The sequence below is a fragment of the Pseudoduganella umbonata genome (assembly GCF_014192225.1).
Lineage (GTDB): Bacteria > Pseudomonadota > Gammaproteobacteria > Burkholderiales > Burkholderiaceae_D > Rugamonas > Rugamonas umbonata.
On the sequence record NZ_JACHXS010000003.1, the window covers coordinates 637,588 to 656,285 of the forward strand.

At 68.2% G+C, this 18,698-nt stretch carries 19 protein-coding genes; 7 read left to right on the top strand and 12 right to left on the bottom strand.

The annotated features are described in order from the left end of the window. Nucleotides 1–35: 35 nt before the first annotated feature. The 4 genes from FHS02_RS11440 to FHS02_RS11455 form a co-directional block, all read right to left on the bottom strand. A complete protein-coding gene (locus tag FHS02_RS11440) occupies nt 36–668 on the bottom strand; it encodes a helix-turn-helix transcriptional regulator (RefSeq protein WP_137313536.1) in 633 nt (210 codons plus the stop codon). Then, nucleotides 668–1,894, bottom strand: coding sequence for an MFS transporter (locus tag FHS02_RS11445; protein WP_137317358.1), 1,227 nt, complete (start codon nt 1,892–1,894; stop codon nt 668–670). The genes FHS02_RS11440 and FHS02_RS11445 overlap by 1 nt, the downstream gene beginning before the upstream one ends. Nucleotides 1,895–1,984: 90 nt before the next feature. Beyond that, entirely contained in the window at nt 1,985–2,419 is a 435-nt protein-coding gene (trxC, locus tag FHS02_RS11450; protein ID WP_137313537.1) for a thioredoxin TrxC, read from the bottom strand. Next, complete coding sequence (locus FHS02_RS11455) at nt 2,416–2,664, bottom strand: hypothetical protein (protein WP_137313538.1); 249 nt, start codon at nt 2,662–2,664, stop codon at nt 2,416–2,418. Before FHS02_RS11455 ends, trxC begins: the two co-directional genes overlap by 4 nt. A gap of 241 nt (nt 2,665–2,905) precedes the next feature. Between FHS02_RS11455 and FHS02_RS11460 the strand changes: the two genes are divergently transcribed. Beyond that, complete coding sequence (locus FHS02_RS11460) at nt 2,906–3,337, top strand: hypothetical protein (protein WP_137313539.1); 432 nt, start codon at nt 2,906–2,908, stop codon at nt 3,335–3,337. Here the strand turns inward: FHS02_RS11460 and FHS02_RS11465 are convergent. The 3 genes from FHS02_RS11465 to FHS02_RS11475 form a co-directional block, all read right to left on the bottom strand. Further along, nucleotides 3,322–5,856: an excinuclease ABC subunit UvrA gene (locus FHS02_RS11465; protein WP_137313540.1), complete on the bottom strand. Its 2,535-nt coding sequence runs from the start codon at nt 5,854–5,856 to the stop codon at nt 3,322–3,324. The genes FHS02_RS11460 and FHS02_RS11465 overlap by 16 nt on opposite strands. Next, a complete protein-coding gene (locus tag FHS02_RS11470) occupies nt 5,853–6,596 on the bottom strand; it encodes an SOS response-associated peptidase (RefSeq protein ID WP_137313541.1) in 744 nt (247 codons plus the stop codon). Before FHS02_RS11470 ends, FHS02_RS11465 begins: the two co-directional genes overlap by 4 nt. A 325-nt stretch (nt 6,597–6,921) precedes the next feature. Next, nucleotides 6,922–8,118, bottom strand: a complete 1,197-nt coding sequence (locus tag FHS02_RS11475; RefSeq protein ID WP_229422589.1) for an alpha/beta hydrolase family protein — start codon at nt 8,116–8,118, stop codon at nt 6,922–6,924. Nucleotides 8,119–8,408: 290 nt separating this feature from the next. Between FHS02_RS11475 and FHS02_RS11480 the strand changes: the two genes are divergently transcribed. The 3 genes from FHS02_RS11480 to FHS02_RS11490 all read left to right on the top strand — a co-directional run bounded on the left by FHS02_RS11480 (nt 8,409) and on the right by FHS02_RS11490 (nt 10,665). Further along, nucleotides 8,409–8,747, top strand: coding sequence for a flagellar basal body rod C-terminal domain-containing protein (locus FHS02_RS11480; protein ID WP_229422590.1), 339 nt, complete (start codon nt 8,409–8,411; stop codon nt 8,745–8,747). 116 nt (nt 8,748–8,863) lie between these two features. After that, nucleotides 8,864–9,838, top strand: coding sequence for an IS1595 family transposase (locus FHS02_RS11485; RefSeq protein WP_137317361.1), 975 nt, complete (start codon nt 8,864–8,866; stop codon nt 9,836–9,838). Nucleotides 9,839–9,945: 107 nt separating this feature from the next. Next, nucleotides 9,946–10,665, top strand: coding sequence for an HAD-IA family hydrolase (locus FHS02_RS11490; protein ID WP_137313542.1), 720 nt, complete (start codon nt 9,946–9,948; stop codon nt 10,663–10,665). A 14-nt stretch (nt 10,666–10,679) separates the two neighbouring features. On the opposite strand, the gene FHS02_RS11495 is transcribed toward FHS02_RS11490, so the two are convergent. Further along, nucleotides 10,680–11,537, bottom strand: a complete 858-nt coding sequence (locus FHS02_RS11495) for a phytanoyl-CoA dioxygenase family protein (protein WP_137313543.1) — start codon at nt 11,535–11,537, stop codon at nt 10,680–10,682. Nucleotides 11,538–11,706: 169 nt separating this feature from the next. Here FHS02_RS11495 and FHS02_RS11500 point away from each other — a divergent pair, with 169 nt between their 5' ends. Further along, a complete protein-coding gene (locus FHS02_RS11500) occupies nt 11,707–13,425 on the top strand; it encodes an ATP-binding protein (protein ID WP_137313544.1) in 1,719 nt (572 codons plus the stop codon). A 21-nt stretch (nt 13,426–13,446) separates the two neighbouring features. Here FHS02_RS11500 and FHS02_RS11505 read toward each other — a convergent pair whose 3' ends face one another. After that, complete coding sequence (locus tag FHS02_RS11505; RefSeq protein ID WP_137313545.1) at nt 13,447–13,866, bottom strand: response regulator transcription factor; 420 nt, start codon at nt 13,864–13,866, stop codon at nt 13,447–13,449. A gap of 174 nt (nt 13,867–14,040) precedes the next feature. Between FHS02_RS11505 and FHS02_RS11510 the strand changes: the two genes are divergently transcribed. Continuing rightward, entirely contained in the window at nt 14,041–14,715 is a 675-nt protein-coding gene (locus FHS02_RS11510) for a phosphoribosyltransferase (RefSeq protein ID WP_137313546.1), read from the top strand. Nucleotides 14,716–14,848: 133 nt separating this feature from the next. Then, nucleotides 14,849–15,364: a ferritin-like domain-containing protein gene (locus FHS02_RS11515; RefSeq protein WP_137313547.1), complete on the top strand. Its 516-nt coding sequence runs from the start codon at nt 14,849–14,851 to the stop codon at nt 15,362–15,364. A gap of 88 nt (nt 15,365–15,452) precedes the next feature. Here FHS02_RS11515 and FHS02_RS11520 read toward each other — a convergent pair whose 3' ends face one another. The 3 genes from FHS02_RS11520 to FHS02_RS11530 all read right to left on the bottom strand — a co-directional run bounded on the left by FHS02_RS11520 (nt 15,453) and on the right by FHS02_RS11530 (nt 18,660). Then, nucleotides 15,453–16,337, bottom strand: coding sequence for a ZIP family metal transporter (locus FHS02_RS11520; protein ID WP_137313548.1), 885 nt, complete (start codon nt 16,335–16,337; stop codon nt 15,453–15,455). Nucleotide 16,338: 1 nt separating this feature from the next. Continuing rightward, complete coding sequence (locus FHS02_RS11525) at nt 16,339–17,313, bottom strand: manganese catalase family protein (RefSeq protein ID WP_137313549.1); 975 nt, start codon at nt 17,311–17,313, stop codon at nt 16,339–16,341. 300 nt (nt 17,314–17,613) lie between these two features. Continuing rightward, nucleotides 17,614–18,660 (bottom strand): chemotaxis protein CheB, encoded by a 1,047-nt coding sequence (locus FHS02_RS11530; RefSeq protein ID WP_137313550.1) that lies wholly within the window; start codon nt 18,658–18,660, stop codon nt 17,614–17,616. Nucleotides 18,661–18,698: the final 38 nt, after the last annotated feature.

Genomic DNA, 18,698 nt, shown 5'->3' on the forward strand with positions numbered 1-18,698 from the left:
GTTTTCGGGAAATGTTTCAAAAAAACCGGTGTCTGTCACCGGTTTTCGGGCAACGAAACGATGCGGTAGGCGCAGCGCCGGGCGCCGGCCAGCTGGTGCTCGGTGCGCTGGACGGCGCAGCCGGGGCCCAGCACGCGCTGGAACACGTCCAGTTCGGAACGGCAGAAGTCCTGGCAGGCGCGGGCCGCGGCGCAGATCGGGCAGTGGTTCTCGACCAGCAGCAGGCTGCCGTCCGGCTGCGTCTCCACCTCGGCCATGTAGCCTTCCACGTCGCGCGCGTGGGCCAGCGCGGCCACCCGGTCCGGCAGCGCGGCGGCGGTGCCGATCGTATCGCGATAGAACGCCTCGCTGGCGGCTTCGCGCGCGACGATCAGCTGGTCCATCGCCGCCGGACCGAACAGCGTTTTCACCTGGTCGATCAGCGCCACGGTCAGGTCGGCATGGCGATCGGGGAAGCGGGCATGGCCGGCGTCGGTCAGCAGCCAGCGGCGCGACGGGCGCCCGACTTTCTCGGCCACGTCCTCGAACGCGACCAGGCCCTTTTCCTCGGCCGCCTCGAGATGGCGCCGCGCGCCCATCGACGTCAGCGCCAGCATGTCCGCCAGCTGCTGAGCCGTCTTCGGTCCGCGCGTCTTCAGCAGGAACAGGATGCGGTCGGCGGTGTTCATCAGTGGATTCCTTTCAGTACGGGGGCTGCCAGCTCGCGGCGCCAGCCATGCAGCCGCCAGCCGGCCCACAGGCTCGATGCGGCGCCCACCGCCAGCACGAGCCGGGTATCGACCAGCACCAGCGCGGAACCGACCAGCGCCATCAGGATCGTGGCCAGGCAGAACGTGGTCGACATCAGGCCCATCACGGCGCCCTGTCCGTGCCCGGCGAAGCGCTCCGCCGCCCATGGCTGCACGGTGGCGTTGAAGAACGCGTTGGGAATGCCGAACAGCGCGATGGCCGCCAGCCCCATCCACAGGTTGCCGACCGCCACGCAGCCGACCGCCAGCGCGATGCCCCAGGCAAACCAGCCGGCCTTGCGCAGCGACTCGCCACCCGAGCATTGGCCCATCATGCGCCCGGCCACCACGGAGGCGGCGGTCATGATGCCGCACATCGCCATGTTGATCAGCGCGATCCGCGCCGCATCGTAGTCGCCCTGCTCCACCAGCCACAACGGGTAGAACTCGTAGAAGGCCGCGACGCCGCAGAAGCCGGCCAGCTGGATGAAGAACAGCGTGCGCGGCTCGGCGTGGCGCAGCAGGTTCAGCGCGTGCCGGTGCCGGGCCACCTGCCACAGCGACGAGGTCTCCGGCGAAGCCGCCTCGCGGGGCAGCGCGATGGCCGCCAGCAGGCCTGCCAGCACCAGCGCGGCGATCGCGGCGGCAAACGGCACCACGATGCCGAAGCCCAGCGTCAGCCCGGCCAGCATCGGGCCCACCAGCCAGCCCAGGTGGAATGCGCCATTCACCAGCGACAGGCCGCGCGTGCGCTCCGCCCCGGTGAATTTTTCCGCGACCAGGGCCCGGCAGATGGAGCCATTGCCCTCCAGCAGACCGGTGGCGAAGCGGGCCAGCACGAACAGCGGAAACGATTCGACCACCAGGGCCAGGGCCGTCAGCGCATGGCCGACGGCGGCGCCGAAGGCGGTGCCCAGCAACAGGGGCCGGCGGCCATAGCGGTCCGAAAGCGGCCCCAGCAGTGTGGCGCCGATCAGCAGGCCCAGCGGGTTGACGGTCAGCGCGATGCCGAACAGCAGCTTGGGCGGCAAGCCCAGGAAGCTGTTCAGGCCATTGGCGGTACCGGAAGCGAACAGGGGCGGCAGGATCGGATACGGCAGCGATGCGCCGACGGTGGACAGCAGCGCCAGTAGGCAGGCCGCGGTGAGCAGCAACGTATGGTTCAAACGGTTCATGTGCCGACTATACGGCGAACCCGACAATAAGTAAACAATTGGATTTACTTATGGCGCGGTGGTGCGTTTGCGCAGCACCCGTCACAGATTGCGCTGCACCCATGCGAGGATATTGCCGGTATCCATCGCGCCCGGCTGGCGCGCCACTTCCCGGCCGTTGCGGAACAGGGCAAGCGTGGGGATGCTGCGGATGCCGTAGCGCGCGCCCAGCTCCTGGTTGGCCTCGGTATCCACCTTGACTACGCGCACGCGCGGCTCCAGCTGGCGGGCAGCCTGGGCATAGAACGGTGCCATCGTGCGGCACGGGCCGCACCACGGTGCCCAGAAGTCGACCAGGACGGGAATGTCGCTGCGTTCGACGTGCTTGCCGAAACGTGCGCCCGACAGGTCGGTCGGCTGGCCGGTGAACAGCGAACCCTGGCACTTGCCGCAAGTGGGCCCTTCGCCAAGGCGGTCGTCCGGCACGCGGTTGACGGCGTCGCAGTGGGGACAAACGATGTGCAGCGGAGTGGTCATGAAGTTTCCTGGGCGTTGCGGTTCTTGACGATGCCACGGACATTGGTGGCGGCAAGGCAGCAGTTTAACGCGATCAATGCCCAGGCGTCGTCATGCACGCCCCAGGCGATCCACATCGCGTTACTGACCAGGAAAACAATGAAGCCCGACAGGCGCCGCCCGGGCCGCTGCGAGGCGACCAGCCAGGCCGCCAGCAGCGATGCGGCCATTGCCGGCCATTGCAACAAATCGATCCAGTCTCCCATCCGGCCACTCCATGCTCATCGGTCGAGCGGCGAGTGTAGCGCCCGGCCGAAAAGCGTGTCGCATGGCTGTGCGGGAAGGGAGAGACGATGCTCTCGCGACGCCCATCGGACGGAATCGTGCGCCGATCCTCCCGGAACGCCGCTATGTTCAATGGAGGTGCGCCCCATGCCGGCACGCCGCACCTGGCGCGCCGGCAACCACATCGAGCCATGACAGTCCGGGGCAACGGGGAGTACCACGATGAATGTCACCCTGCTGAGCCAGCTTGCGGGAGTGTTGCGCGTCGGCGTGATCCTGGCGATCGCGCTGCATGCGCTCGCGCTCGTGCCGCAATTCCGTGCCCGCTACATCCAGCCGCGCCTGGTCAACGTGAGCCTGATGGGCCTGGTGCTGGGCGTGGCGCATGGCGCCGTGCTGGCGCTGGCCGGTGCCGAGCTGGCCCCGGCCGACCCGCCCCGCCGCGCCGACATCGTGGCCTGGTGCCTGGCGGCCGCCGTGCTGCTGAACCTGGCGGTGGCGGCGCAGAACCTGCTGGCGGTGATGGCGCTGCTGCGGCTGCACCGGACCAGCGCCGTGCTGGCCCACAGCATCCGCGGCGCGGTGCAGCCGATGGTATGGAGCAGCGCGGCGCTGGCCGTGGCGGCCTGGGCAACCCTTCACGGCTGGCTTTGACGCCCTGCCAGGAAACGCTGCAGGTACGGCGCCGTGCGGCTGTCCGCGGCCGCCGCCACTGTTGCCGGCGGTCCGGCGGCAACGATCCGGCCGCCATCCTCGCCGGCTCCGGGGCCGATGTCGATGACCCAGTCGCTGGCTGCCACCACGCGCATATCGTGTTCGACGGCGATCACGGTGTTGCCGGCATCGACCAGTTTCTGCAGCTGCGCCACCAGCCGTTCAACGTCCGCCGGGTGCAGCCCGGTGGTCGGCTCGTCGAGGATGTACAGCATGCTGCCGCGCGCCGCCCGTTGCAGCTCGGTGGCCAGCTTGATGCGCTGCGCCTCGCCGCCGGACAGTTCGGTGGCGGGCTGGCCCAGCCGCAGGTAGCCCAGGCCGACATCGCGCAGCACGTCCAGCGCGCGGCGCAGCGGCGCTTCGTCGGCGAAGAACTCCCAGGCGGCGTCGACCGTCATCGCCAGCACCTCGGCCACGTTGCGGTCGCGGTACGTCACTTCCAGCGTCTTGGCGTTGTAGCGCGCGCCGGCGCACACGGGGCAAGGCGCATACACGCTGGGCAGGAACAGCAGTTCCACCATCACGAAGCCTTCGCCTTCGCAGTTGCCGCAGCGGCCCTTCGCCACGTTGAACGAAAAGCGTCCGGCATCGTAGCGGCGCGCCTTCGCCGTCTTGGTCGCCGCGAACAGCTTGCGCACGTGGTCGAACAGGCCGGTGTACGTGGCCAGGTTCGACCGGGGCGTGCGGCCGATCGGCTTCTGGTCCACCCGCACCAGCCGCCGGATGCCTTCCAGGCCGGCCGTGATCTTCCCCTCCAGCGTGGCCGGTTCCTGCTGTTCCAGTTCGTCGCCCTCTTCCGCTTCGGCGGCCGGCTCGTGGCCCAGCGCGCGCGCCACCAGTTCGACGAGCACCTGGCTGACGAGGCTCGACTTGCCGGAACCGGACACCCCGGTCACCGTCGTCAGCACGCCGAGCGGAAAGGCGCAGGACAGCCGGTGCAGGTTGTTGCGCGTGACGCCGGACAGCTTCAGCCAGCCCTGCGGCGCGCGCGGTTCGCGTGCCGGCGGCGCGGCATCCGGGAACAGGTAGCGTTTGGTCTGCGATGCCGCGACGGCCTTCAGTCCCTCGGGCGCGCCGCTGTACAGCACCGCCCCGCCGCCCTCGCCGGCCGCCGGCCCCACGTCGACGATCCAGTCGGCATGGCGGATCACGTCCAGCGCATGCTCGACGACGAACAGCGAATTGCCGGCCGCCTTCAGGCGGTCCAGCGCGCGCAGCAGCGCCACCGTATCGGCCGGGTGCAGGCCGGCGGACGGCTCGTCGAGCACGTAGACCACGCCGAACAGGTTCGAGCGCACCTGCGTGGCCAGGCGCAGGCGCTGCAGCTCGCCCGGCGACAGCGTGGGCGTGCCGCGGTCCAGCGCCAGGTAGCCCAGGCCCAGGTCGAGCAGCACGTCCAGCCGCGCCATCACATCCTGGGCGATGCGCTGCGTGACGATCAGTTTTTCCGGGTGCTCGGCGCGCTGTTTCGCGCTGGTCCTGGCCGTGCCGTCGGCGTACGGCGCCATCGTCCGTGCCAGGCGCTGCAGCGGCAGTCGCGCCAGTTCCGTGATGTCATGGCCGGCGAACGTGACCGACAGCGCTTCCGGCCGCAGCCGCCGGCCGGCGCACGCCGGGCATTCGGTACTGACCATGTAGCGCGCCACGCGCTTCTTCATCGTCGCCGATTCCGTGGTGGCGAAGGTCTGCAGCACATACTTGCGGGCGCCCGTGAACGTGCCCTGGTAGCTGGGCGTTTCCTTGCGCTTCAGCGCGCGCCTGGTCTCCTCGGGCGTCAGGCCGGCATAGACGGGAACGGTCGGCTGTTCGTCGGTAAACAGGATCCAGTCGCGCGTCTTCTTCGGCAGGTCGCGCCATGGCGTATCGACGTCGTATCCCAGCGTGACCAGGATGTCGCGCAGGTTCTGGCCATGCCAGGCGGTGGGCCAGGCGGCGACGGCGCGCTCGCGGATCGTCAGCGTATCGTCCGGCACCATCGACGCCTCGGTGGCCTCGTACACGCGGCCCAGGCCATGGCATTGCGGGCAGGCCCCTTCCGGCGTGTTCGGCGAGAACGACTCGGCGTACAGCAGCTCCTGGCCGGCGGGATAGTCGCCGGCGCGCGAGTACAGCATGCGCAGCGAATTCGACAACGTGGTCACGCTGCCGACCGACGAGCGGGTGGTCGGCGTGCCGCGCTGCTGCTGCAGGGCCACCGCGGGCGGCAGGCCGTCGATCTCGTCCACCTGCGGCACCGGCATCTGGTGGAACAGCCGGCGTGCATACGGCGACACCGACTCGAGGTAGCGCCGCTGTGCTTCCGCGTACAGCGTGCCGAACGCCAGCGACGACTTGCCGGATCCCGACACGCCGGTAAACACGACGAGCGCGTCGCGCGGCACGTCCAGGTCGACGTTTTTCAGGTTGTGTTCGCGCGCGCCGCGTACCGTGACGTAACCCGCCTTCGCGCTGCGACTCATGCCTGGCCCTTGCCGGCGGATGACGCGGCCACGGGTTCGGTTGCAGGCTCGCTGATGGGTTCGCCGATCGGCTCGACCAGGTGCGCGCCGTCGCGGCCGGCGTAATTGACGTCGGTACTGACGGGGTACCACTCGAACGCGTCCGGCCCCAGCGCCATTTGCCGCGCCAGCATCTCGGCCTGCTCGCGCGGCAGGTCCGGGTCGAGCCAGGTAGCGGCATCGGCGGCGCTCAGCACGACCGGGCGGCGGTCGTGCACGTCGACCATGCCGCCCTCGGCATCGGCCGTCACCAGCACGAAGCCGCATTCGGCCTTGTGGTCCGGGTTATCGTCCCGCAGCGGGCCGAAGTTGGCCAGCGCCAGCATGAACAGCGGTTCGCGGTCCCGGCGGTGGATGTGCCAGGGCTGGCGCTTGCCTTTCGCGCCGGTCCATTCGTACCAGCCGTTCGCGGGCACGATGGCGCGGCCGCTCTTCAGCAGCCGGCCCCAGTAGTTGTTGGTGATCTTCTCGATGCGCGCGTTGACGCACACCGGCAGCTTGTCGGCCGCCCACGAGGCGCGGTAGCCCCAGTACATGTCGTCGACGTGCAGCTTGCCGTCGACCAGGTGCAGCACCGGGCGGTAGGTGCCGGGCGCCGCATTGAAGGTCGGGCGGGCCGCGCTGTCATAGACCGCGTCTGCCCAGCCGAAGGCGGCCACGTAGCGCCGCGCGATATCGTTTTGATCGAAACGTCCACACATGTTGCCATGGTAGCAGCATGTCCGCGGCATTCCGCGCACGGCTGCGCCAACGGCCCAGCCCGTGTCACCGTGCCTGGCACCGGGACACGAACTCAGCGTTCCGCGCACGGCTGCGCCAACGGCCCAGCCCGTGTCACCGTGCCTGGCACCGGGACACGAACTCAGCGTTCCGCGCATGGCTGCGCCAATGGCCCAGCCCGTGTCACCGTGCCTGGCACCGGGACACGGGCTCAGCGTTCCGCGCACGGCTGCGCCAACGGCCCAGCCCGTGTCACCGTGCCTGGCACCGGGACACGGGCTCGTCAGCTGAATTACAAGGGCTGGATTACTCGGTCTGCCCCGTCATCGTGTCTTTCGGCTGCTCGGTCACGTCGCCCCACACGACATAGTCGTCCACCGAGTACAGCTTGCACGGTTCGCGGCTGGCGGCCTGGCAGGCGGCCAGCGCGCGTTCGTTCGGCATTTCGCCCTCTTCGGCCCAGCCCCACGCGCCGGACGACGACACGGCGAACGCGCGCGGCGTCTGCTTGGTCAGGAAGGCCTTGTACTGCCGGCGCCCATTCTCGGGCAGGAACGGCACGGCGGCCACGTCGTCGAGCGGGGCGAAGTTGGTGCGCGGCTGCGGCGCCGGCTCGGCCACCGCATACACCGGGTCGACCGGCATGCCGACCTGGCGCAGGAAGCGCTCCACTTCGGGCAGCCATACCTGCTGGCCGTCGCGGCTGCCCAGCATCGTGTGGGCATCGTGCTTGAACGGGCCGTACGCCACCAGCTGCACCTTGCCGCCGTTGGCGGAAAACGCGTCGTACATGCGGTTCACCAGCGCCGGATCGAAATAGCTGTCGTTGGCGCCGTACATCCACAGAGTTTCGATGCGGTTCTTGCGGCCGAACTCGGCGAACGCGCCCACCAGCGACTGCTGCCAGTCGCAGCTGCCGCCGTGCACCTTCAGGCCGCCGGCGAAATTCATGATGCCGCGTACGCCCGGCAGGCTTTGCGTGGACAGCGCGATGCTGGCCAGCCCGCCATAGGACTGCCCGGCGATCACGATGCGCTCCGGGTCGACGAAGGACTGCTCGCGGGCATAGGCCACCACGTCGGCGATGTCGCCGGCCTGCTGGTAGCCGTTCGCCTTCATGTTGCAGCCGAAGTCGGAATACGTGCCGCCGGAGTGCGCGAAGCCGGTCCGCATCGGCACCATCACCGCGTAGCCGCGGCGCACGAACTGCGTGGCCATGTAGACGAAGCGGTCGCGCGGCTGGCTGCGCGGGTCGCCCGGCGACTTGCCGTGGTTGATGATCAGCAGCGGGAACGGGCCGGGGCCGGCGGGCTTGTACAGCGTGGTCTCGAGCTTCACGTTCATCCGCGGCCCGGCGGGCACCATCACGATCTGCTCATTGAGCCGCGCATCGAGCGGCAACTGTACCGCGGCCGTGGCAGTGCCCGGCACCATGGCGGCGCAGGACAGCACGGCAGTCGACAGGATGACGGCAAGCTGGCGAAGTCGGGACAGGGCGGACACGGCGGACTTTCGGAAAATTGGCGTTAGGCAATAACCCGATTCTGGTGTCAAACCTCATGTATTGCAATCCAAAAAGATTAACGTAAGCAATTTTTAAGCGTCCAGAGCACACCATCTGTTGCTTTTCAGAACGCACCGCCACGCGCGACCGCCGTGCCGTTCCGCCAACTCCTTGCATGGCCGATCACGGTATTCCCCTTTTTACGACACGCGTGCCACCGCCGCGCCGGTAGTACGGGCCCGCGCCGCGCGGAGTCAGTAAACTGACGGCTCTTCGGAAGGAAAACGGCGTGACAATTTCGGCATTGGGCATCGGCTTGACGGGACTGCAAGCCAACGGGAAAGCCCTGGGTGTGGCGGCGCATAACACCGCCAACATGAACACCGACCACTTCGTCCCGCAGTCGGCCAGCTTCAACGAAGCGCGCCCGGCCGGTACCGGCGTCACGCTGTCGATCGCCGCGCGCGACCTGTCGGCGACTGAAAACGTGGGCGGCGCGCCGTCCGGCACCGACCCGGCCGCATCGATCGTCAACTCGCTGGTGTACAAGGCCGGCTTCGAGCTGTCCGCCAAACTGATCCAGGCAGCCGACGAGCGGCTCGGCACGCTGATCGACATCCGCGCCTGACCTTGACGAGGTCTCCCTTTCGGCCGATTCGATAGGCGCTGTTACCCGAGCACGTGGGATGAACTGAACCATTCGCCGGCGTTGCTGTCTCATCCTTATTGACGATGGAGGCGGCGATGCACGACGGCGTTTTCAACAGCTTGCTGGAACGATTACGGGGGCAACTCGACGGGTTCTCCGGCGCCCAACTGACGACACTGCGTGCCCTGCTCGAGTCGGCCTCCTCACTGGCGACCTGTCTTGAACTGATCGAGAAGTTCGGCCGGCCCTGCGATCGTTGTCCGCATTGCGCGGCTATCCGCATCCATCGTCACGGCTGCACTGGCGGCCTGCAACGCTACCGCTGCGTGACGTGCCGCCGCACCTTCAACGCGTTGACCGGCACGCCCTTCGCGTTCCTGCGCCTGCGCGGCAAGTGGCTGCCGTTCCTGCAGGCGGTGCTGGATTCGCGCACTGTCCGGGGCGCCGCCGAAACCACCGGCATCCACCGCAATACCAGCTTTCGCTGGCGCCATCGTTTCATGGGTGGAGCACGGCACGACCGGCCACCGCGGCTGCAAGGCATTGTCGAGGCGGACGAAACCTATCTGCTCGAGTCGCAGAAAGGCAGCCGACACCTGGACCGGCCGGCGCGCCGCCGTGGCGGCAAGGCCAGGCGGCGCGGCATCTCAAACGAACTCGACTGCATTCTGGTGGCGCGCGACCGTGACGGCAAAACCCGGGATTTCGTCTGCGGCCGAGGTCCGGTCACGGCACGCCAGTTGGCGTCCCACCTGCCGCCAGTACTGGCCGCCGATGTCTTGCTGGTGTCGGACAGTGCAGCCGCTTACCGAACGTTCACACGCCGCGCCGGTATCCTGCATGAGGCAGTCAATCTGAGGGCAGGCGTGCGCGCTCGCGGCGCCATCCACCTGCAGCACGTAAACGGCTATCACAGCCGCTTCCATGGCTGGCTGTCGCGTTTCAATGGCGTGGCGAGCAAATACCTGCCGAACTACCTGGGCTGGCGTCATGGCCTCGACGGGCAGCGCTGGCTTGCCCCTGCAGACTGCCTGATCGCCGCGCTGCGCGGCAATTACCCTCTTTCTTGATGACTTGGCGAAACTTCCACAGGTTCGGGTGACAGCGCCATTCGATACGCCTGTTCAATTCGTGCCGTTATGGCATGATCGCCCGATCACTTACAAGCGAACCGGGCATGACATTGACTGAATCCTTTACCCCCGTACCCTTCACCCACCTGATTTCCGACTGCGACGGCGTGCTGATCGACAGCGAGGCCGTTGCCTTGGAGGCCCTGGTCGATTACCTGGCCCCGCTGCATGCAGACCGCGCCGCGCTGGCCGCGCGAATCCGCCCCCGCCTGGGCCTGAAGCTGGAGGCACTGGTACTGGGCGTGTGCGCGGAACTGGGCCTGCCGGAACCTACCGTGCCGGACCTGGCCGTCATGCGCTCGGTGGTGGAAGGCGAATGCGACCGCAAGGCGCAGCCGATACCCGGCGTGCGCGAAGCCTATGCGGCGATCCCCCTGCACAAGGCGGTGGCCAGCAACAGCCGCCACGTGCGGGTGCAGGGCCTGCTGGGCCGTACCGGCCTGGCGCCGCTGTTCGACGGCGGCATCTACACGGCCGATATCGCCGGGCGCCCGAAACCGGATCCGGCCGTGTACCTGGCGGCCGCGGCCGGCATGGGCGTCGCTCCGGCACGCTGCATCGTCATCGAGGACAGCGTGACCGGCGTGCATGCGGCGGTGGCCGCCGGCGCCACGGTGCTGGGCTTCGGCGGCGGCGAGCACAGTCCGCCCGGCCAGGCGCGCCTGCTGCGCGAGGCCGGTGCCGCGCACGTGTTCGGATCGATGGCGGAATTGCCGGACCTGGTGGCCGGGCTGAATTCAGCCGGCCGGCCTGCCGCCGGCTGAATGCCGCCCGGACTTCAGCCCGGGCCGCCCATCGTCGGCTCGTCGACGCCCTTCAGCAGGCCCTCGATCGCATGCTCCTGCACGATCGGTTCGAGCCGGTCGACGACGCGGCACGCCAGGTGGCGGCGCACGTCTTCCGGCAGGCTGTCCCAGTAGCCGCGCGTGACCTGCAGGTCGTGCTTGTCGGCGTTGGTACCGTCCGGCGCGTCCACGCCGAGCACGAACACGGGGCGCGACTTGTCGGAACGATTGGCGGTGCCGCGGTGGATCGTCAGCGCCGAGCGGGCCGAGATGTCGCCCATCTGCGCCAGCTTGCGCTGCGCCCGGGCCGCGTAGCGCGGCCATAATTCCTGGGCCGGGAACATGTGGTGCCCGCCGGCCAGGTCGTCCCACTGCGTGCCGGGGGCGATCTCGAACGGCCCCATGTCTTCCGTGACATCGACTGTCGTGATGTTGAACGCCAGCGAGTTCAGCCGGCGCCCCACCAGCGTCGCTTCCGGCGTCGCGAAATCGCGGTGCCATGGCTGGTGCAGCGCGCCGGGGCCGGGCACGTCGAAGCCGGCCTCGACTACCTTGTAGTCCGGTCCGAGGATCGATTCGCACACCGCCATGACCCAGGGATGCGTGACGATGTCGGTAAAGCCGCGCAGCCGTTCCGGGTGGATTTCAACGTAGAAGCGGTTCGGGCCCCGCGGCAGCGCGCCGCCCGGCTGGCGCTGCGCCTCGGCGAACAGCGTGTCGATATCCTCGCGCAGGCGCTGCACCCATTCGCGCGAAAACGCGCCCTTCAGCGCCGTGAAACCGTCGCCGTACAGCGCACCCATGATCGCGGCCACGTCGTAGCCGCGGTTGTCGTTGCGGTCATCGTTCATCTTGCCCTCCGTTGCCGCCATTGTAGGCAAAACCGCCGGCGGGCGCGGCACGGCTGGCTGCGCGCGGCATGTGCGCACGATATGTGCGCGCGCGAACAGCGGGCGCCCGCACCGCCCCTTACGATGGCCCGCAATTACCAACGGAGACGGCGTCTCGGGAGAAGCGAACATGACGATCGGACGGCAAAAGGACGATGCCAGCGTACCGACCGAACAGCAGGCCGGCGGCCAGGTCGTCGGCAAGCTGGCCTGCGGCGAACTGGAAGGCAACTCGGTATCCACGCTGGGCAGCCCGGGCGTGCGCCACTGGCAGGCCACGTACCTGGAGCACGCGGACCTGCACGACCGTGGCAACATCTTCTTTGCCGCCGTCGAGATGACGCGGATGCCGATGCTGATCACGGACCCGAACCAGCCGGACGACCCGATCGTGTTCGTCAACGGCGCCCTGCTCGACCTGACCCTGTACCAGGAAGACCAGTTGCTGGGCCGTAATTGCCGGCTGCTGCAGGGCCCCGACACCGATCCCCGCACCGTGGCCGAAGTACGCGAGGCACTCGCCGGACAGCGCGCCGTGGCCGTCGACATCCTGAACTACAAGGCCGACGGCACGCCGTTCTGGAACGCGCTGTTCATCGGCCCTATCTTCGACAAGGACGGCAAGCTGCTGTACTTCTTTGCATCGCAGATGGACATCACGCAGCGGCGCATCCACGAGCAGTCCTACCTGCAGGCGCAGAAGATGGAAGCGGTCGGCCAGCTGACGGCCGGCCTGGCGCACGACTTCAACAACCTGCTGCAGGTCGTCAACGGCAACCTCGAGCTGGCCCAGCGCATGATCGACGCCAAGCCGCAGGCGCTGCAGGCGATCGGCCGCGCCCAGCGCGCCGCGCTGAAGGGCGGCGCGCTGACCCAGCAGTTGCTGACCTTCGCGCGCAAGCAGCGGCTCGAGCCGCGCCGCATCAACCTGAACGCGCTGGTGCTGGAATTTTCAGAGATGCTGGTACGCACGCTGGGCCAGGAAGTGCAGCTGCAGCTGGACCTGCGCCCCGGCCTGCCGCCGTGCGTGCTGGACCCGACCCACCTTGAAATGGCGTTGCTGAACGTGCTGATCAACGCACGCGACGCGCTGGGCGGCGGTGGCACCGTGAGCGTCGGCACGTCCGTGCTGAGCGATGCCCGCAAGCTGGCCGTGCACCACCTGGCACCGGGCCAGTACGTGGTGATCTGCGTGGTCGACCAGGGCTGCGGCATGACACCCGAAGTCCTGCGCCGCGCCACCGAACCGTTCTTCACCACCAAGGGGCCGGGAACCGGCCTCGGCCTGGCGATGGTGCACGGCTTCGTGCAGCAATCGCATGGCCGCCTCGACATCGAGAGCAAGCCGGGCGTCGGCACCACGGTACGGATGATCTTTCCCGTTGCCGACCAGGCCGGCGCGGCACATGCGCCGGCCGCACAGGCCCGCCCCGTCCCTGCCGACGGCAAGGCGACAATCCTGCTGGTGGAAGACAACGAAGACGTACGCGAGCTGGGCCGCATCATGCTGGAGGCGCACGGCCATGCGGTCGTGTCCGCCGCCAGCGGCGAGGAAGCGCTGCGCCTGCTGGAGGAACACGAAGGCGGCGGCCATGGCCCCATTGGCCTGCTGTTTTCCGACGTGATCATGCCCGGCGGGATGACCGGCGTGCAACTCGCCGAGGAGGTGCGCCGGCGCCGGCCCAGCCTGCCGATCCTGCTGGCCACCGGCTACATGGAGCAATTGCCGGACGCGCGCAGCCTGCCGTTTCCCGTGCTGCCGAAACCCTACCAGGAAAGCGAGCTGATGAGCCGCATCGCCGATGCACTGGCCGGCCACGGCGCGCGGCCGCACCCGGCCAGCGTGTAGCGGAGCTTGGGAACGGGACTGTCAGGTCAGCAGCGTGGGCCGGATACCGAGCGAGGCGGCATCGACCACCCACATCGGCCGCGCCCCTTGTAACATGCGCGGCGTGCGCAGCACGTAATCGAAGCAGCGGTGCCGGTCCAGCAAGCCGATCGCGGGCGGCAGCAGCGCCAGCACGCGCATCCGTGCGCAGCCCGGGATCGTACGCAGTGCCCGCGCCAGCTGGAAGCCGTCGAGGTAGCGCAGGTCCAGGCCAAGCACCGCGGCAGTGGGGAAAAAGGTGCGCGCCTTGTCGAGTGCGGCCACGCCGTCGAAGGCAGTGCGCACGGAAAAACCGGCGTTGCCGAACGTGCGCGCCAGTGCCTCGGCCATCGCGTGGTCGGCGCTGGCCACCAGTACCCGGTCGCCTGGCTTGAACGGTGTAATCAGCGATGCGGTCGTCATGCTTTCCTCCCTTCGTCAAGCCGATTCTGGCACGGCGCGCTGCCGGCGCTGTAGGCATACGCCTCGTACCCGCGTCGGATCGTGTCGAACGGCCTGCGTGGCGCGCAGCCGCGCCGTTAATCTGTATGCTGGAAAAACGCAGCGCAGACCGAGACATGACCGCCGAGGCCCTGTATGGACGACACGGACGACACGGACGACACGGACGACCCGCATGACCTGGTGAGACTGCCTTTCCGCGATCGCGCCCAGGCGGCCGAGCTGCTGGCCGAGCGTGTGCTGCGCTGGCGCGGCAGCAAGCCGCTGGTGCTGGCGATTCCGCGCGGCGCCGTGCCGATGGGCCGCATCGTCGCCGACCGCATCGAAGGCGAACTCGACGTCGTCATGGTGCGCAAGATTCCGTCCGCCTACGACCCGGAACTGGCCGTCGGCGCCGTGGACGAACACGGCACCGTGGAGCTGGCGCCCTACTTTCACCGCACCCGCACCGGCATGGAATGGGTCGAGGCCCAGGTGCGCGAGCAGGTCGCGCTGATGAAGCGCCGCCGCGCCGCCTACGGCCCGTCGGCCGACGTCCATGACCGTGTCGTGCTCGTCGTCGACGATGGCCTGGCAACGGGGTCGACGATGGCCGCCGCCCTGCGCGTGCTGCGCGCCAGGCAGCCGCGCCGCCTGGTTGCCTGCGTGCCCATCGCATCGGGCGAAGCGGTGGCGCTGATCGCGCCGCTGTGCGACGACGTGGCCGTGCTGGCCACGCCGTTCAACTTCGTCTCCGTCAGCCGGCATTACGAAGTGTTCCCGCAAATCGAGGAAGCGGAAGTGATCCGCCTGCTCGACCGCGTGGCCTGACCTACCGGATTTTCCTACATGCGCCGACGGTGCGTTCCTATACCGTGCGCGCGAACCTGCGGCCATCATGCGTTGGCCGGCGCGCGTGCGCCGTTTGAAATACCACCGACCAACCAGGCACCGGGAGAACGACATGGCAACGAAGGAACCTCGCGACCACCTGCTCGACTGGCTGCGCGATGCGCATGCGATGGAGCAGCAGGCCGAAACGATGTTGAAGGCGCAGGCCGAACGGCTTGTACACTACGGCACGCTGAAGGCGCGCGTGCTGCAGCACCTGGAAGAAACGCACTGGCAGAAGGCTCAGCTGGAAGACTGCATCGCCCGCCTGGGCGGCAGCCCGTCCGTGCTGAAGGACCTGTCGATGACGATGATGGCATTCGGCCAGGCCGCGATGGGCATGGCGGTCGACGATGAAGTGGTGAAGAACTCGCTGCAGAGCTATGTCTTCGAGAACATGGAAATCGCCAGCTACACGGTGCTGATCGCGGCCGCCGAGCAGGCCGGCGACACGGCAACGCGCGACGTGTGCCAGCAGATCCTGGCCCAGGAAGTGGCGATGGCGAAGTGGGTGCTCGACCACCTGCCGGGCACGACGAACGCGTTCCTGACCCGTTCGGCGATGCCGGGGCTGGAAGCCAAGGTGTGATCCGCAGGCTTTCCAGTCTCGTCCAGCATTGCCGGGCAAGAACAACGCCGCGTCGAACGCGGCGTTTTTTTATCCCGGCGATAGGCGCCTAGGCCAATGCCGTATCGAGCACCATCATCAGGATGAATCCGGCCACCACCGAGCACGACGCGCTTTTCGCATGGCCATGGCGGTGCGATTCGGGAATCACGTCGTGCGCGATCACGAACAGCATCGCGCCGGCCGCCAGCGCCAGGCCCCACGGCAGCATCCAGCGGGCGTATTCGATCAGCACGGCGCCGCCGACGGCGGCCACCGGTTCGATCAGCCCCGATGCAATGCCCAGCGCGCACGCGAACAGCCGGCCATAGCCGACCGTGCGCAGCGCCAGCGCCACCACCAGGCCTTCCGGCACGTCCTGGATCGAGATGCCGGTGGCAAGGCTGTGCGCCTTGGTCACGTCGACCCCGGCATAGGCGACACCGATGGCCAGCCCTTCGGGCAGGTTGTGGATCGCCACCGCGGCCACGAACAGCCATGCGCGCTTGAGCGAATCGCTGCGCGCCGCGTCCACGCCCTCGAGGATGTTCTGTTCGCGCACCAGGCGGTCCAGCAGCAGCACCAGGCCCATGCCGAGCAGGATGCCGCCGCCGGTGATCGCGCTGGCCTCGAACGCGCCGGACCCTTCGCCCCTGGCCGCCGCGATCGCCGGGATCACCAGCGAAAACGACGTGGCGGCCAGCATCACGCCGGCGCCGAAGCCGAGGAAGGCATCATAGGTTCGTTGCGAGAAATTCTGCGACAGCAGCACCGGCAAGGTGCCGAGTGCCGTCGCCAGGGCGGCGGTGGCGCCGCCCAGCAATGCGCCATGCACGCTGGCGTCGAACGCCTGCACGCCGCTGACGATTTCATGCAGCAGCGCCAGCGCTCCGCCGAGGCAGATCGCGGCGCCGAGCGCATAGCGCCAGACGGGGAAGACGCGCGCCAGCGGCATGTCAGTGCCTCGTCAGGCCGTCGGGGCTGGCGTGCGGGGCGGAACCGTCGGGCGTTGCCGGAATCCTGCCGCCCGCGGCGGAAGCCGAGTCGATCGCGCCGGGGTCGGCCGTCATGCCCAGCTCGGCACCGGTCAGCGGATCGGCGCTCGGGTCGGACATCGTGCGGATCGCCATCTGGTTCAGCAGTTCCGCATCGGCAGCATCCAGCGTGACGCTGGCATCGCCGCCGCCGCCGTCCACGCCCATCTGCTGTTCGCGGTCGGAAACCACCTGCCACTTCTCGCCGCTGTTCCACGGACCGTTCAGTTCCGGGCCGCCCTGCGACATGTTGTAGTACACGCTGGCGAATTCCGGCCGGCCGGCGGTTTTCCCTGGAGGGAAGTTCGGCTGGATCGCGTACAGCGCCTTCTCGAACGATTTCTGGTGGGCGATCTCGCGCGTCATCAGGAAGCCCAGCGCTTCGCGTACGCCCGGGTCGGGGGTCAGCGCGATCAGTCGTTCGTAGACGATCTTGGCACGCGCCTCGGCGGCGATGTTCGAACGCAGGTCGGCGGTCGGTTCGCTGATCGAGTCGATGTAGGCGGCCGTCCACGGCACGCCGGCCGAGTTGGTCAGCGGTGCGCCCGCGCCATACAGCACCTGGGTGATGTGGCTGTCGTTGCCGGCGCCGGTGATGCGGCGGTACATCTCGCCTTCCTCGTCGACCGCTTCGGACAGCCGGCCCTTGGCCCCCTTGTTCAGCATACAGACGATGTTACCGATCACTTCGAGGTGGCTGAGCTCTTCGGTGGCGATATCGAACAGCATGTCCTTGCGGCCTGGATCGTCCTCGGCAACGGCCTGCGTGAAGTAGCGCATCGCCGCGGCCAGCTCGCCCTGCGGGCCGCCGAACTGTTCCAGCATCAGATTCGCCAGGCCAGGATTCGGTTCGCTGACCCGCACGGTGTATTGCAAACGCTTATTGTGTGCAAACATTAGATTCTCCTAATCGGTTCAATGGACGCCGACGCCCATTACGGTCGAGACCGCGTAACACCGGCATGCACATCATGAACGTTTAGAAAAAGTGCAAGTATAGGAACGCGACGACAGCGCGTGTAGGACTTTACCCGCCTGATTTGCAACGAACGATCGCGGTCCGCCTGTACTTTGTCGGTTCGGGCTGGCCGCTTCGGCTGGCAGGTGGGTTACCCCGGTTTTTTCCATCACGGCCGGGGAAGCCGCTCATGCCTCGGATACTTCCAGAACTTCTGATACCTGATGCCTGCATTCCTCTCAAACGGACTGCTCCGTATGCCCTTCGGCGACCAGCAGCCGCCGCAGCACCTCGCCATCGCGCTGCGCGGCCGCGGCCTGCTGCAGGTAATCGGCGGCGGTTTGCGCATGCCCGAGGGACAGCGCGCTTTGTGCCATCTGCCGCAGCAGCTTTTCCTTTTCCGTCAGTGCCCGCACCGCCGACCACAGCGATTCCTCGACGGCCACGCCCTGCTGCTCGCTCAGGTGGCGCTCGGTAAACGCGTGCCCCGTGTGGCAGCGGAAACGCGTTGGCGCCTGGCCCTGCATTTCCCACAGCGTACCATGACATTCGGGGCAGGTGAACGTCGATGGCGTACCGATCCGTGACAGTGTTTCCATGTCGCTTTCCTCGATAGCAAAGCGGTTTTCCAGCCGCACCCATTCCGGCACCTCGCGCGGCCGGCCGCGCGCCTCCGCCAGGCTTTCATCCAGCATGCGCTCCAGCGCGGGACCGATGTCGGCGACTGGCAGCACGCGGTCCACCTCGACGTTGCGGATGGCGCTTTCCGGCATGTCCGGCGCCTGCGCTTCGTCGGGCGATTGCACGATCGCCCGGCCGCCGCAAGCCTTGATGGCCTGCAGTCCGGAGGTACCGTCGTCGAGCATGCCGGTGAGGAGCACGCCGATCGCCCGCGGCCCGAACGCGGCGGCGGCCGAGCGGAACAGCGGGTCGATCGCGGGCCGCGCATGGTTCTCGCGCGCGGTGCGCGACAGCAGCACACGGGTGTGGCCGCTACCGATGTCCGGATCGCGTGCGACCAGGAGGTGGAAATCGGGCGGTGCGACGAGGATGCGGCCGGGTTCGAGCACGTCGCCATCGCGTGCATGGCGCACCGGCAGGCGTGCCGCCCGCGCCAGCAGCGACGGCAGGATGCTGTCGTGATTGCCGATGTGCATGACGACCAGCACGGCCGCCGCGAACTGCGGCGGCAGCGTGGCCACGAAGGTCTGCAAGGCGGCGACACCTCCGGTGGAGGCGCCGACGACGACCGCGTCATCCGCGGCAAAAATGGGGCGCTGGTTCATCCGTGAAGGGTGCCAGCGCCGTGCCATGCGGTCAGTGC